At 70.1% G+C, this 14,741-nt stretch carries 13 protein-coding genes; 2 read left to right on the forward strand and 11 right to left on the reverse strand.

What is annotated here, in order from left to right:
* Positions 1 to 58 precede the first annotated feature (58 nt).
* Positions 59 to 1,018 (reverse strand): LysR substrate-binding domain-containing protein, encoded by a 960-nt coding sequence (locus ACIP79_RS11045; protein WP_401222122.1) that lies wholly within the window; start codon positions 1,016 to 1,018, stop codon positions 59 to 61.
* 65 nt (positions 1,019 to 1,083) lie between these two features.
* Here ACIP79_RS11045 and ACIP79_RS11050 point away from each other — a divergent pair, with 65 nt between their 5' ends.
* Together ACIP79_RS11050 and ACIP79_RS11055 are read left to right on the forward strand one after the other, a co-directional pair.
* Positions 1,084 to 2,382, forward strand: a complete 1,299-nt coding sequence (locus ACIP79_RS11050) for an MFS transporter (RefSeq protein ID WP_401221961.1) — start codon at positions 1,084 to 1,086, stop codon at positions 2,380 to 2,382.
* Between the two features lie 233 nt (positions 2,383 to 2,615).
* A complete protein-coding gene (locus ACIP79_RS11055) occupies positions 2,616 to 3,623 on the forward strand; it encodes a sigma-70 family RNA polymerase sigma factor (RefSeq protein ID WP_401221963.1) in 1,008 nt (335 codons plus the stop codon).
* Here ACIP79_RS11055 and ACIP79_RS11060 read toward each other — a convergent pair.
* The 10 genes from ACIP79_RS11060 to ACIP79_RS11105 form a co-directional block, all read right to left on the reverse strand.
* Positions 3,516 to 3,902 carry an STAS domain-containing protein gene (locus ACIP79_RS11060; protein WP_401221964.1) on the reverse strand — a complete coding sequence of 129 codons (387 nt, stop codon included), beginning with the start codon at positions 3,900 to 3,902 and terminating at the stop codon, positions 3,516 to 3,518. The genes ACIP79_RS11055 and ACIP79_RS11060 overlap by 108 nt on opposite strands.
* A gap of 21 nt (positions 3,903 to 3,923) precedes the next feature.
* Positions 3,924 to 4,508 (reverse strand): Uma2 family endonuclease, encoded by a 585-nt coding sequence (locus ACIP79_RS11065; protein WP_401221965.1) that lies wholly within the window; start codon positions 4,506 to 4,508, stop codon positions 3,924 to 3,926.
* Between the two features lie 93 nt (positions 4,509 to 4,601).
* Positions 4,602 to 5,879 (reverse strand): thymidine phosphorylase, encoded by a 1,278-nt coding sequence (locus ACIP79_RS11070; protein ID WP_401222123.1) that lies wholly within the window; start codon positions 5,877 to 5,879, stop codon positions 4,602 to 4,604.
* A gap of 96 nt (positions 5,880 to 5,975) precedes the next feature.
* Entirely contained in the window at positions 5,976 to 6,371 is a 396-nt protein-coding gene (locus tag ACIP79_RS11075) for a cytidine deaminase (RefSeq protein ID WP_401221967.1), read from the reverse strand.
* On the reverse strand, positions 6,368 to 7,633 hold the full coding sequence (locus ACIP79_RS11080) for an ABC transporter permease (RefSeq protein WP_383682709.1): 1,266 nt from the start codon (positions 7,631 to 7,633) through the stop codon (positions 6,368 to 6,370). Before ACIP79_RS11080 ends, ACIP79_RS11075 begins: the two co-directional genes overlap by 4 nt.
* Positions 7,630 to 8,760 carry an ABC transporter permease gene (locus ACIP79_RS11085; protein ID WP_383682706.1) on the reverse strand — a complete coding sequence of 377 codons (1,131 nt, stop codon included), beginning with the start codon at positions 8,758 to 8,760 and terminating at the stop codon, positions 7,630 to 7,632. The genes ACIP79_RS11080 and ACIP79_RS11085 overlap by 4 nt, the downstream gene beginning before the upstream one ends.
* Positions 8,760 to 10,391, reverse strand: a complete 1,632-nt coding sequence (locus ACIP79_RS11090; RefSeq protein WP_401221970.1) for an ABC transporter ATP-binding protein — start codon at positions 10,389 to 10,391, stop codon at positions 8,760 to 8,762. The genes ACIP79_RS11085 and ACIP79_RS11090 overlap by 1 nt, the downstream gene beginning before the upstream one ends.
* A gap of 288 nt (positions 10,392 to 10,679) precedes the next feature.
* Entirely contained in the window at positions 10,680 to 11,729 is a 1,050-nt protein-coding gene (locus ACIP79_RS11095; RefSeq protein WP_401221972.1) for a BMP family protein, read from the reverse strand.
* Positions 11,730 to 12,003: 274 nt separating this feature from the next.
* Positions 12,004 to 13,062 carry a BMP family protein gene (locus ACIP79_RS11100; protein WP_401221974.1) on the reverse strand — a complete coding sequence of 353 codons (1,059 nt, stop codon included), beginning with the start codon at positions 13,060 to 13,062 and terminating at the stop codon, positions 12,004 to 12,006.
* A 356-nt stretch (positions 13,063 to 13,418) separates the two neighbouring features.
* Positions 13,419 to 14,669 (reverse strand): amidohydrolase, encoded by a 1,251-nt coding sequence (locus tag ACIP79_RS11105; protein WP_401221976.1) that lies wholly within the window; start codon positions 14,667 to 14,669, stop codon positions 13,419 to 13,421.
* Positions 14,670 to 14,741: the final 72 nt, after the last annotated feature.

Genomic DNA, 14,741 nt, shown 5'->3' on the forward strand with positions numbered 1-14,741 from the left:
GCCGGGCGTCGCGGATCCGGGCTGATCCGAACGACACCCCCTGGCCGTCCAGGGCGGCTCAGTCGGGCAGCAGATGTCCTCGCCGCGACAGCAGGAACTTCTTGAACGCGGCGACCGGCGGGGTGTCCGGGTGGCCGTCGAGCCAGGCGACGCCGATCTCGCGGACCGCGCGCGGTGCGGTGACCGTCAGCTCGACAACTCCCGGGCGGGCGAAGGCCGGTGGCGGCAGCAGGGCCACCCCGAGGCCGGCGGCGACGAGTCCGCGCAGGGTCTCCGCCTCCTCGCCCTCGAAGGCGACCCGCGGTTTGAAGCCCGCCTCCCGGCAGACGGCGTCGGTGATACGGCGCAGACCGTAACCGGGTTCGAGGGTCACGAAGGTCTCGTCGGCGGCCTCGGCGAGCCGGATGCGCTTGCGGGCGGCGAGGCGGTGGTCGGCGGGGACGACGAGCCGGAGCTTCTGCTCGTCGAGGCGGCGGCCCACCAGGTCGGGCGCGTCCGGCACGGGCGAGGTGAGACAGAGGTCGAGCTCTCCGGAGCGCAGCCGCTCCAGCATCGCCTCGCCGTACGTCTGGACGAGGCTGAAGCGGACCCGGGGGTGGTCGGCGCGGAAGGCGCGGATGAGCTCGGGGACGGTCTCCGAGCCCATCGTGTGCAGGAAGCCGAAGGCGACCTTCCCGGTGGCCGGGTCGGCGTCCGCGCGCACCTCGTCGGCGGCGCGTTCGATCTCGGCGAGGGCCCGTTCGACCGAACCGAGGAACGTACGGCCCGCCGGGGTGAGCGAGACCGTCCGTCCCCTTCTCGCGAACAGGTCGACGCCCAGGTCCTTTTCGAGCCGCACCATGGCCCGCGACAGGGTCGACTGCGGCACCCCCATCTCCTGCGCGGCGCGCGTGACGTGCTCGGTGCGGGCCACTCCGGCGAAGTACGCGAGCCGCGGGGCCAGCAGGCTCGCCATGTCCGCGCTGTCTTCTGTGTCACCGGACGGTGACAGGTGCGCTTCTGACCTCTGCTCATGCATCACGGGAACGATTATGGCGTTTTCGTGCATTGGACGGATGAGTGGCGGGACTTTAACTTCGAAGCATGCCTTCCGCCAGTACCGGGGCGTCCACGACCGTGGACGCCGCCCCGTTCGCCCCCGCCGCCTCCTCCCCCGCCGCACCCGCTCCCACCGCTCCCGACTCCCGGCTGGCGCCGGGCGGCCCCGGCTACCGCCGGATGAGCTTCGCCCTCTTCCTCGCCGGCGTCGCGACCTTCGCGCTCCTCTACTCCACGCAGGCCCTGCTCCCCCTCATCTCGGACGAGTTCACGGTGAGCGCGAGCCAGGCGAGCTGGACGGTCTCGGCCGCGACCGGCGCGCTCGCGCTGTTCGTGCTGCCGATGAGCGCGCTGTCGGAGCGGTTCGGGCGGCGTACGTTGATGACGGCGTCGCTGGTGGTGGCCGTGGCGGTCGGACTCCTGGTCCCCTTCGCCCCGTCGATCGGCACGCTGATCGCGCTGCGGGCCGTGCAGGGCGCGGCCCTCGCGGGGCTTCCGGCGTCGGCGACGGCGTATCTGGCCGAGGAGGTCAGGCCGAAGGCGCTGATCACCGCGATCGGCCTGTTCGTCGCGGGCAACAGCGTCGGCGGCATGAGCGGCCGGGTCATCACCGGCTGGATCGCGCAGGAGTGGGGCTGGCGGGTCGCCGTCGGCGTGATCGGCCTGCTCGCGGTGGCGTGCGCGGTCGCGTTCCGTCTGCTGCTGCCCGCTCCGCGGCACTTCACGGCCGGGTCGCTGCGACCGCGCGTACTGGCCCGCACGGTCCGCGGCCACCTCTCGAACCCGCTGCTGCGCAGGCTGTACGCGATCGGCGCGCTGTTCATGATGGTCTTCGGCGGCGTCTACACCGTGATCGGCTACCGCCTCACCGAGGCGCCCTTCTCGCTCCCCCAGGGCATCATCGGCTCGATCTTCCTGGTGTACCTGGTCGGTACGGTGTCGGCGTCCACGGCGGGGAAGCTGGTCGCCCGCCTCGGCCGCCGGGGTGCCCTCTACCTGGCGGGCGGTACCACGACCGCCGGTCTCCTGCTCTCCCTCGCCGACGTCCTGCCGCTCATCCTGCTCGGTCTGGTGCTGATCACCGCGGGCTTCTTCGCGGGGCACGCGGTGGCGTCGTCCTCGGTGAGCCACACGGCGACGACGGGACGCGCCCAGGCCTCCGCCCTCTACCAGTCCGCCTACTACGTCGGCTCCAGCGCGGGCAGCACCCTCGGCGCGGTGGCGTTCCACTCCGGCGGCTGGGCCGGCACGGTCTCCCTCGGCCTCCTCGCGGTCCTCGGCGTCGTCGCGATCACGCTGCTCGGCTCCCACGCGGCCAGGCGCGCGCCGGCACTGGCGCGCTAGAGATTTTTTAGCCCGTCCGGCGTTTGAGGACGAGCGCGAAGCGCGACAGGGGGGTCTGGGGGCGCAGCCCCCAGGAACGGGACGGGCAGGGGCGGAGGGGGCGAAAGAAGCTGCCCGCGCCCCCACCTGACCTGCACCTTTCCCCACTCCCCAGGCCATTGTCAGTGGCCTGCGGTAGCTTCCGAGGTACGTCGCGAAGGCGCGGCAGAAACGGCCACAGGGGTGGGTTGGCTATGAGCGACGGCACAGCGACGACGACGGACCTAGACGTCCGCCTGGAGAAACACCGGACCGAGCTGACCGGGTACTGCTACCGAATGCTCGGCTCCTCCTTCGAGGCGGAGGACGCGGTGCAGGACACGATGGTCCGCGCCTGGCGCAGCTACGACAAGTTCGAGGGCCGCTCCTCGATGCGTTCCTGGCTGTACCGGATCGCGACGAACGTCTGCCTGGACATGCTGAACGCGGGCAACAAGAGGGCACGCCCCATGGACCTGACAGCACCGTCACCACTGGCCCAGGCCGCGCTCAACCCCCGCCCGGACCACACCTGGCTGGAGCCGATGCCCACCTCCCGCGTCCTGCCGGAGATCACCGACCCGGCCGAGGCCGCGGTGGCCAAGGAGTCGGTGCGGCTCGCCTTCATGGCCGCCCTGCAACAACTGCCGCCCAAGCAGCGCGCGGTGCTGATCCTGCGCGAGGTCCTCGCCTGGAAGGCCGCCGAGGTCGCCGAGCTGCTCGGCACGACGGTCGCGTCCGTCAACAGCGCGCTCCAGCGGGCCCGCGCGACCCTCGCGGAGAGCGAGGGGGCCGGTGCGGACGCCGCCACCTCCGACCCGCTCGACGAGGAGCAGCAGAAGCTCCTGGAGCGCTATGTCGCCGCCTTCGAGGGGTACGACATGACGGCGCTGACGGCGCTGCTCCACGAGGACGCGATCATGACGATGCCGCCGTTCGACCTGTGGCTGGTCGGCACGCGGGACATCACCGGCTTCATGACGACACTGGGCGCCGGCTGCGCGAACTCCCGCCTGGTGCCGGTGGAGGTCAACGGCCTCCCCGGCTTCGCCCACTACAAGCCGGATCCGGAGAAGGGCGGCTTCTCGCCCTGGGCCGTGCAGGTGCTGGAGATCTCAAAGGGCCGGATCACCGGGTTCCACTGCTTCCTGGACACTCCCCGCTGGTTCCCGCTCTTCGGGCTGCCCCTCCATCTCGAAGCGGAGGCCGACCAGGTCGAGTAGGGCGCGCAGGCCCGGGTCCGGATTCACCAGCCGGATCCGGCCCCCCGCCCGCCGCGCGGCGAGTTGCAGCCTGGCCAGCACGTCAACGGCCCCCAGGCCCGGCGGCCCGAGCCCCGCGACATCACACACCACGACCCCGCCCCCGGACGCCTCCAGCCGCACTCGGACACCGTCACACAGCCCCGGCACCTCATCACGCGTGACGGGCCCGGGCAGCACGAGTACGGCGGGTGTAGTGGCATCCACGGTGAGTAGACCGGCGCGGGCCGCGAAACTCATCGGCAGGGGCGCGCCCTGCCGCTACTCAACGGGGAACTCAGCCGTGTCGATGACCAGGTCGAAGGGCGCGGGGAGCTTGATGGCCTCGCCGAACTTGGCCGTACTGAGCGGACGGTAGACGTCACCCTCAGGTTCTCCGTAGAGCGTCGCGGTGGGGCCGTCGGGCGCCCAGCGGTCGACGAGAAGGTAAAGGGGGATGCCCGCGGCGGCGTAGGCGGCCGGTTTGCTGATGCGGTCGTGCCGGGCGTTGGACCTGGAGGTCACCTCGACGACGAGCTCTGCCAGGGCTGCCGGGATATGACTGTCCGCCTCCGTGTGCTCCCGCACCGGAGCCACCACGATGTCCGGAATGAGCATGCCCAGACGTGACGGCACAGCGATGGCCAGTGTCTGGAAGACTCCCCAGTCGTCAGGGATCACGGAGTAGAGGCGACGCTGGATTCGTTCCGCGATCAAGTTGTGGCGGTACGCCGGAGCGGGTGACACGGTGATGATCCCCTCAACGATCTCCACCTTGCTGCCCTCAGGCCATTCCATCTCCTCCCAGAACCGGACGAGGTCGTCCCAGCTCTGCTCGGGGTCCTGGCTGACGGTGAGTGCGCCCATGGCGGTCTCCTATCGGTCATCACCGATCCCAGCATGCCGAACGGGACCGGCGTAGGTCCACCGGTCCCGTTCTCCCGTACGAGGAAGTGCAGCTCAGGCGATACGCCCCAGCACCACAGGCGCCGCCTTGTAGTCCGTGCCCGGGGCCGCGATGTCGTAGGAGCCCGCCACGGAGCTGAGGGCGTACTCGAAGCGTTCCGGGGTGTCCGTGTGGAGGGTCAGGAGGGGCTGTCCCTCGGTGACGGTGTCGCCCGGCTTGGCGTGGAGTTCGACGCCCGCTCCGGCCTGGACCGGGTCCTCCTTGCGGGCGCGGCCGGCGCCCAGCCGCCAGGCGGCGACACCGACGTCGTAGGCGTCGAGGCGGGTGAGGACACCGGAGGACGGGGCTGTCACCACGTGCTGCTCGCGTGCGACGGGCAGCGCGGCGTCGGGGTCACCGCCCTGCGCGGAGATCATGCGGCGCCAGACGTCCATCGCGGAGCCGTCGGCGAGCGCCTTCGCGGGGTCGGCGTCCTTCACGCCCGCCGCGTCGAGCATCTCGCGGGCCAGGGCGACGGTGAGGTCGACGACGTCCGAGGGGCCGCCGCCCGCGAGGACCTCGACCGACTCGCGGACCTCAAGGGCGTTGCCCGCGGTCAGGCCGAGCGGTGTCGACATGTCCGTGAGCAGCGCGACCGTCCTCACCCCGTGGTCCGTGCCGAGGCCGACCATCGTGGAGGCGAGCTCACGGGCGTCCTCGATCGTCTTCATGAAGGCGCCGGTGCCGACCTTCACGTCCAGGACCAGCGAGCCCGTCCCCTCGGCGATCTTCTTCGACATGATCGAGGAGGCGATCAGCGGGATGGCCTCGACCGTGCCGGTGACATCGCGGAGCGCGTACAGCTTCTTGTCGGCGGGGGCCAGACCGTCGCCCGCGGCGCAGATCACCGCGCCCACGCCGTCCAGTACGGAGAGCATCTCCTCGTTCGACAGCAGTGCGCGCCAGCCGGGGATCGACTCCAGCTTGTCCAGGGTTCCGCCGGTGTGGCCGAGACCGCGCCCGGACAGCTGCGGGACCGCCGCGCCGCAGGCCGCCACCAGGGGCGCCAGCGGGAGCGTGATCTTGTCGCCGACGCCGCCGGTGGAGTGCTTGTCGGCGGTGGGGCGGGACAGCGCCGAGAAGTCCATCCGCTCGCCGGAGGCGATCATCGCGGCGGTCCAGCGGGCGATCTCGCGGCGGTCCATGCCGTTGAGCAGGATCGCCATGTTGAGGGCGGCCATCTGGTAGTCGGCGACCTCGCCGCGGGTGTACGCGTCGATGACCCAGTCGATCTGCTCGTCGCTGAGTTCCCCGCGGTCCCGCTTGGTGCGGATGACGGAGACGGCGTCCATCGACAGCACAGTCATGGTTTTCCTTCCGAAAGGTGAACGGCCCCTCACGTGACCGGCCGATCAGTGGATCGGCCGACCGGGAGGGGCCGCACGGAGTTACTGGGTGAGATGCTCGGGACCGAAGGCCTGCGGCAGCATCTCGGAGAGCGGCAGGAGCCCGGCCGGGGTCTCCAGGACCAGTTCGGGCCCGCCGAACTCGAAGAGCAGCTGACGGCAGCGCCCGCACGGCACGAGGATCTCGCCCCGCCCGTCGACGCAGGTGAAGTGCGTCAGCCGCCCGCCGCCGGTGCTGTGCAGCTCGGAGACGAGACCGCACTCGGCGCAGAGCCCGAGCCCGTACGAGGCGTTCTCCACGTTGCAGCCGGAGATGATCCGGCCGTCGTCCACCAGGGCGGCGACGCCGACCGGGTACCCCGAGTACGGCGCGTACGCCCGGGACATGGCCGCGCGGGCCACCTCCCGCAGGGCGTCCCAGTCGACGGCGGCCGTCACTTGCCCTGTCCCTTCCGGTAGGGAAGTCCGTCCGCCTTCGGCATCCGCAGGCGCTGCGCGGACAGCGCGAGGACGAGCAGGGTGATGACGTAGGGCGTCGCGGAGACCACCTGGTTGGGAACCTCGTTGGTGAGCGCGTACCAGAGGAACACCAGCACGCCGATGACCAGGGTGATCACGGCGGGCACGTACTTCTTCCTGATGACCAGCCAGACCGCGCCGATGACCAGCAGGATCGCGGCGAGCAGCAGCAGCGCGTGGACGTTCTCCGAGCCGCCGCGCAGGTTGAGGCTGTCGGTGTAGCCGAACAGGCCCGCGCCGATGGCGAGTCCGCCCGGCATCCAGTTGCCGAAGATCATCGCGGCGAGACCGATGTAGCCGCGCCCGCTGGTCTGGCCCTCCAGGTAGAAGGGGTTGGCCACGATGGAGAGGAAGACGCCGCCGAGGCCGGCCAGGCCACCGGAGATGATCACGGCGAGGTACTTGTACTTGTAGACGTTGACACCGAGCGACTCGGCGGCGACCGGGTTCTCGCCGCAGGACCGCAGGCGCAGGCCGAAGGGCGTACGCCACAGGATCCACCAGGTGGCGGGGATCAGGGCGATGGCGATCAGGGTCAGCCAGGAGACGTTGGTGACCAGTCCGCCGAGCAGGCCCGCGATGTCCGAGACGAAGAACCAGCCCTTGGAGTTGAGGGTGGTGAGCCAGTCGGACAGCCCTGGCACCGTGAAGTTGCCGAGCGAGTCGACCGGCGGGGACTGCTTGGCCGAGCCGCCCTGGACGCCCTCGAAGGCGAGCGGGGCGAGGTAGCGGGTGGCACCGAGGGCCAGGATGTTGATGGCCACACCGGAGACGATGTGGTTGACGTTGAAGGTGATGGTGACGATGGCGTGCAGCAGACCGCCGATGCAGCCGCCGATGATGCCGACGAGTACGCCGGTCCACGGGCCCCACTGGTAGCCGGCCCATGCACCGAACCAGGTGCCGAGGATCATCATGCCTTCGAGGCCGATGTTGACGACGCCCGCGCGCTCGGCCCACAGACCGCCGAGCCCGGCGAGACCGATGGGGACGGCCAGTTCGAGAGCGGTGGACATCTGGCTGACGTTGGTGATGCCGTCGGCACCGGTGATGATGCGGACGAGGGAGGTCAGCGCCAGGCCGCCCGCGATGACCAGCAGGAGGACGGGGAGCGACAGCCTGCGGCCGGTTGGGGCCTCGGTCTTCAGCGAGGGCTGGTTGACGTCGGTCGCGGTGGTCATCGGCCCGCCACCTCCTTCTGGGTGTTGTTGTCGGAGGAGGCGCCGAGGACGTGGCCCGCGGCCAGTTCCGCGCCGACGCGACGCTGCTGGCGGCGCAGACCCCACTCGCGCACGGCCTCGTAGCTGACGACGACCGAGAGCACGATCAGGCCCTGCATGATGACCGCGATCTCCTTGTCGTAGCCGTTGTAGTCGAGCTCGGGCGACGCCTTGTCGAGCCAGGCCCACAGCAGGGCCGCGAAGGCGATGCCGGTGGGGCTGTTGCGGCCGAGGAGGGCGATGCCGATGCCCAGGAAGCCGATGCCGGTCGGGAAGTTCAGGCTGTAGGTGTGCGAGTCGCCGAGCAGGATCGGCAGTCCCGCGAGACCGGCCAGACCGCCGGAGACGAGCATGGCGGTGAGCACCATGCGCTTGGGGTTCACACCGCTGGCCGCGGCGGCGGTCTCCGAGGCGCCGGAGGCACGCAGGTCGAAGCCGAAGCGGGTCCGGTTGAGGACGATCCAGTAGCCAATGCCGAGCAGCGCGGCGAGGACGACGAGGCCGTAGATCTCGCCGGCGTCACCCATGTCGAACCCGGGCACCCAGCCGGACTTGTCCATCTCGCCGGTGGTGTTGTTGTTGCCGACCTTCACGCCGAAGACGCTGGGCAGCCAGAGGTAGGCGATGACGGAGGTCGCGATGGCGTTCAGCATGATCGTCGCGACGACCTCGCTGACCCCCCGGGTGACCTTGAGGACACCCGCGATGCCGGACCAGAAGGCGCCCGTGCAGACCGCCGTCAGGATGAGCAGCGGGACCTGGAGGACCGCGGGCAGCGCGACGTGGGCGCCGACGACCGCGGCCATCATGGCGGCGAGCTGGTACTGCCCGTCCACACCGATGTTGAACAGGTTCATCCGGAAGCCGATGGCCACCGCGAGGGCCGCGATGTAGTACATCGAGGCCTGGTTGATGATCAGGACCTGGATGTCGGCGAAGCCGGCCTGCTCGAACATGAGCGTGTACGGCTCGATCGGGTTCTTCCCCGAGGCGATCAGCACGACCGAGGTCAGCGCCACGGCCACGACGAGCGCGATGACCGGTCCGGCCACCGCGAGGAGCAGGCGCTCCTTGTCGAACTTCTTCATCAGCGGGCCTCGTCTTCCGGGGCGTCCGGGGCGTCGGTCGCGTCGGGGGTGTCTGCCGTGGTCTCGGCCTGTCCGGCTTGCTCTTCGAGCTCCACCTGCTCGGCGAGCTCCTCGTTCTCCAGGTGTCCGGTGGCGGCGCCGGTCATCGCCGTGCCGAGCTCCTCCGGGGTGATGGTGGCCGGGTTGGCGTCCGCGACCAGCTTGCCGTTGTAGATCACCCGGAGGGTGTCGGACAGACCGATCAGCTCGTCCAGGTCGGCGGAGATGAGCAGTACGGCGAGCCCCTCACGGCGGGCCTCGCGGATCTGGTCCCAGATCTGGGCCTGCGCGCCCACGTCCACACCGCGGGTGGGGTGGGCGGCGATCAGGAAGCGCGGCTTGGCGCTCATCTCGCGGCCGACGATCAGCTTCTGCTGGTTGCCGCCGGAGAGCGAGGCGGCCGTGACGTCGATGCCGGGGGTGCGGACGTCGTACTCCTCGACGATCCGGCGGGTGTCGGCCTGGGCGCCCTTGATGTCGAGCCAGATACCCCGGCTACCGCGAGTGTTGGGCTTCTCGGTGACGTGGCCGAGGATGCGGTTCTCCCAGAGGGGGGCCTCCAGGAGCAGCCCGTGGCGGTGCCGGTCCTCGGGGATGTAGCCGATGCCCTGCTCGCGGCGCCTGCGGGTGGCCCAGGAGGTGATCTCCTCGGCGGCCAGCGTGATGGTGCCGGAGTCGGCGGCCCTGAGGCCGATCAGCGCGTCGATCAGCTCGGTCTGGCCGTTGCCCTCCACCCCTGCGAGGCCGAGGACCTCGCCCGCGTGGATGGTGAAGGTGATGTCGTCGAGGAGTGCCTTGCCGCCGGGGGCGACCAGGCGCAGGTCGGTGACGGTGATGACCGGGCGGTCGGTGACCGTGGACTCGGCGGTCTCCGGGGTGGGCAGTTCGCTGCCGACCATCAGCTCGGCGAGCTGGCGCGGGGTGGTCTCGGCGGGGACGGCGGTGCCGACCGTCGTACCCCGGCGGATGACCGTGATCTCGTCGGCCACGGAGAGGACCTCGCCCAGCTTGTGCGAGATGAAGATGACCGACAGGCCCTCCGCCTTGAGCTCGCGCAGGTTGGCGAAGAGCCCTTCGACCTCCTGCGGGACGAGGACGGCGGTGGGCTCGTCGAGGATGAGGATCCGGGCGCCGCGGTAGAGGACCTTGAGGATCTCCACGCGTTGCCGGTCGGCGACACCGAGCTCCTCGACCAGAACGTCGGGGCGGACCCCGAGGCCGTAACGCGTCGAGAGTTCGAGGATCTTGCGCCGGGCCCTGCCGCCGATGCCGTACAGCTTCTCGCTGCCCAGGACGACGTTCTCCAGGACGGTGAGGTTGTCGGCGAGCATGAAGTGCTGGTGGACCATGCCGATGCCGCGGGCGATGGCGTCGGCGGGCGAGGAGAAGGTGACCTGCTCGCCTTCGACCGCGATGGTGCCCTCGTCCGGCTTCTGCATGCCGTAGAGGATCTTCATCAGCGTCGACTTGCCGGCGCCGTTCTCACCGACGAGGGCGTGGACCGTGCCCTTGCGGACGCTGAGGTGGATGTCGTGGTTGGCCACGACTCCCGGGAATCGCTTGGTGATCCCGGCGAGTTCGACTGCGGTCACCGATCCGTTGACCGCGTCGGCCGGAGGGCTGCTGGACGCGTTGATGGCGCACTCTCCTGGGGGAAAGGGGGTCGTCTACGCGCGTAGCGCCCCTACGGCAACTTGAGGGGCGACGGGCCGCGAGAACGGGATACGGAGAGCCAGACTCCCCGTATCCCGTTGAGCGGACGTATCCCCGCGGTTACCAAGCGGCTCCGGGGAAGAGCGGCGGCCCCGAAGGGCCTTCCTGAACTTCCCCGGAGCCGCTCGGCTGCTCCTGAGGTCCTGCTTCGTCGAGGTCCTGCTTCGTCAGCTGGTCTTGACCTTGATCTCGCCGCTGATGATCTTCTCCTTGGCTGCCTCTACGGCGTCCTGGATCGCCGTGTCGTCCTTGAACGCCGGGTTGGAGTCGGCGAGGCCGACCTCGCCGGACTTCAAGTCGCCCCGAACGATACCGGTCTCCGGCTTACCGTCCTCGACCGACTTCGCGAGGTTGTAGACCGCCTTGGCGACATCCTTGGTCGCGGAGGTCAGGATGGAGGCCTTGTACTTGCTGAGGGCTTCCTGCTTGTACTGGTCGGAGTCGACACCGATCGCCCACACCTTGGCTGCGGAGGCGGCCTCGATGACACCCTGGCCGGAGAGACCGGCCGCCGCGTAGACGACGTCGGCCTTCTTCTCGATCTGGCCTTCGGCGGCCGTCTTGCCCTTGTCGGGGCTGGAGAAGCCGCCCTCCTCGGCGGTCTGCGTCAGGTACTGCGACAGGACGGTCACCTTGGAGTTGGTGTCCTTGACGCCCTGCTCGAAGCCCGCGCCGAACTTGTGGATCAGCGGTACGTCCACGCCGCCCACGAAGCCGACGGTGTTGGTCTTGGTGGCCTTGGCGGCGGCGACCCCCGCGAGGTAGGAGGCCTCCTGCTCGGAGAAGACCAGGTCCGCGACGTTCGCCGTCTCGACCGTGGAGTCGTCGACGATGCCGAAGGTGGTGTCCGGGTACTTCGCCGCGGCCTCCTTGATGGCCGGCGCGTAGGCGTAGCCGATGCCGACGACGGGGTTGTAGCCCTGCTTGGCCAGCGAGACCAGGCGCTGCGTCTTGTCGGCGTCCGTCTCACCGTCCGTGGGCTCCACGTCGGCGGTCTTGTAGCCGAACTCCTTCTTCGCCTCCTCCAGGCCCGCGTATGCGGCGTCGTTGAAGGACTGGTCGCCCTTGCCGCCGACGTCGTACGCGATGGCGAGACCGAGGTCGCCCTTCGACTCCGAGGAGCCCGACGAGGTCGAGGTACCGCCACAGGCGGAGATGGCGAGGGCGAGAGACGCGGTCGCGGCGCCTGCGATGGCGATGCGGGGAACCCGGCGCATGAGTTGTGCTCCTGTCGTACAAGCGCCTGACGGAACGACTTCGGCGCTGGCTTCGCCGCAGATTAACGCGCGTAGACCAACTAGAAAACCCCTTCTGTCCACCTTGTTATCCGGCTGTGCCCGACGGCACCCGTTCGCCGGGCACAGGCTTGCCTACCGCAAAGGGGCGGTGGCGGTGGGTGACCTGCGGCGCGGACACGAAGGCGGGCGGGCACCTTTCGGCACCCGCCCGCCTTGTGTGACTTTGTTCGCGTTCGCCCGTGCGGGCGGCCCGCTACTCGGTCTTGACCTTGATCGAGCCGTCGATGATGCCCGCCTTGGCCTTGGCCACCGCGTCGGTGAGGCCGGCGATCTCCGCCATCTTCGGGTTGCTGTCGGCGAGGCCGACGCCGTCCACCTTCAGGTCGAAGGTCTGGGTGCCGGTCAGCGGCTTGCCGTCCTCGACGGACTTGGCGAGCGCGTACACGGCGCCGCCGACGTCCTTGAGCGCGGAGGTCAGGATGTAGTCCTTGTAGCTGGCGAGGGCGGCCTGGTTGTACTGGTCGGAGTCAACGCCGATCGCCCACTTCTTCTCCTTGGCGGCGGCCTCGATCACACCCTGGCCGGAGAGTCCCGCGGCCTGGTAGACCACGTCCGCGTTCTTCTCCAGCTGGCCCTCGGCGGCGGCCTTGCCCTTGTCGGGGCTGGAGAAGCCGCCCTCCTCGGCGGTCTGCGTCAGGTACTGCGAGAGGACCTTGACCTTGGGGTTGGTGTCCTGGACGCCCTGCTTGTAGCCGGCCTCGAACTTGTGGATGAGCGGGATGTCCACGCCGCCGACGAAGCCGACGGTGTTGGTCTTGGTGGCCTTGGCGGCGGCGACACCCGCGAGGTAGGAGGCCTCCTGCTCGGCGAAGACCAGGGAGGCGACGTTGGCGCCCTCGACGACGGAGTCGACGATGCCGAAGGTCGTGTCCGGGTACTTCGAGGCGACGGCCGTCAGCGCGGGGCCGTAGGCGAAGCCGATGCCGATGACCGGGTTGTAGCCCTGCTTGGCCAGCGAGGCGAGCCGCTGCTCCTTGTCGGCGTCGGTCTCGCCGTCGGTGGGCTCGATGTCGGCCGTCTCGTACTTGAACTCGGCCTTCGCCTTCTCCAGGCCCGCGTACGCGGCGTCGTTGAAGGACTGGTCGCCCTTGCCGCCGATGTCGTAGGCGATGGCGAGACCCTTGCCACCGCCGCTCGAGCTGCTGCTGTCGCCGCTGTCCGCCTCGTCACTGGTACCGCCGCAGGCCGTGGCCGCGAGTGCGAGCGACGCGACCCCCACCGCGACACGGGTCAGTCTGGATATCCGACGCATCTGAAGGTTCCCCATTCTCCAAAGCCCCGCAGTGGGTGCTGAGTTCGGCGCACATTAACGCGCGTAGACAGTTCAGGGAACGGGGTTTCGCCTGGCCGTTATCCATTCGTGCCGATGGCCGGTTACGTCCCTGTGAACTATGGGGTCGAAGGGTGCACTTGGGGACAGAGCACCTGCTGCGCTGGTGACGATCCGTGTGCGGGTCGCGCGATACGTGTGACCGGGCGAGCGGTCCCCGCCGGGCGTTCACCACGCTACGACGGCGGGGTGGGCGGCGCTACCGGAGCGGCGCCGCGGACACCGGCCGGGAGGGCGCGACGCCGGGGAGAAACCGGGCGTCGCGCCCTCCCCCGCCGTCACGCTCCGAGGTCGAGGACGGGGATCCCGTCGAGCAGCGCCGCCGCGGTGAAGAGCTCCACGCCCACCGTGATCGCCGACTCGTCGGCGTCGAAGTCGCCCTGGTGCAGATCGCGGGGGGCGCGCTCGCCGGGCGTGCGCACCCCGAGCCGGGCCATCGCGCCGGGCACCCGCTCCAGGTACCAGGAGAAGTCCTCGCCGCCCAGGCTCTGCTCGGTGTCCTCGATGGAGTGCGCGCCCCGCCGGGCGGTCATGGCGTCACGGAGCAGGTCGGTGACGGCCGGGTCGTTGACGACCGGCGGAACGCCGCGGATGTAGTTGATCTCCGACTTCGCCCGGTACAGGTTGGCGATCTCGTCGATCGCCGCGTGCACCAGGTCGGGCGCGGCCCGCCAGGTGGCGAGGTCCAGGCAGCGCACGGTCCCGGAGAGCTCGGCGTGGTTCGGGATCACGTTGCAGGCGTGCCCGGACTCGATGCGCCCCCAGGTCACCGCGAGGCCGCTGCGGGCGTCGGTGCGGCGTGCGACCAGGGTCGGGACGTCGGTGGCGACCCTGGCGGCGGCGGTGACCAGGTCGGTGGTGAGGTGCGGGCGCGCGGTGTGGCCGCCCGCGCCGTCGAGTGCGACTTCGAGCCGGTCGCACGCGGAGGTGATGGCCCCGTGCCGCAGTCCGATGCGCCCCGCGTCGACCTTCGGATCGCAGTGCACGCCGATGATCCTTCCCACGCCTTCCAGGACGCCCGACTCGATCGCGTCGGGGGCGCCGCCGGGCAGCACCTCCTCCGCGGGCTGGAAGATCAGCCGCACCGGACGCGGCAGCCGCCCCTGGCGGTGCAGTTCGGCGAGTACGAGGCCGGCGCCCAGCACGACACAGGTGTGCACGTCGTGTCCGCAGGCGTGCGCGCGGTCGGGCACGGTCGAGCGGTAGGCGCAGTCGGCCTTCGTGTCCGGGATGGGCAGCGCGTCGATGTCGGCCCGCAGGGCAAGCATGGGACGTACGTCGTCCGGGTCGCCGATGTCACACATGAGCCCGGTGCCGGTGTCGAGCACGCGCGGCTTCAGGCCCGCCAGTTCCAGGCGGGCCTTGAGGGCCGCGGTGGTGCGGAACTCCTGGTTGCCGAGCTCGGGGTGCATGTGCAAGTCGCGGCGGAACGCGACGAGTTCGGCACGCAGCACCTCGGGCAGCGCGCCGGGGAGCACGGCTTCCCCGGGCAGATCGGCCTCGGACTCTCGGGACGTCACTTGGTTCACCCTCTGAAGGGTAGGGCGATCGGGCGGCCAACTGACCCACGATCAACAAAAGTTCAACCCGTTAGGGGAAGA

This window comes from Streptomyces sp. NPDC088747 (assembly GCF_044751025.1).
In the GTDB taxonomy this organism is placed as follows: domain Bacteria; phylum Actinomycetota; class Actinomycetes; order Streptomycetales; family Streptomycetaceae; genus Streptomyces.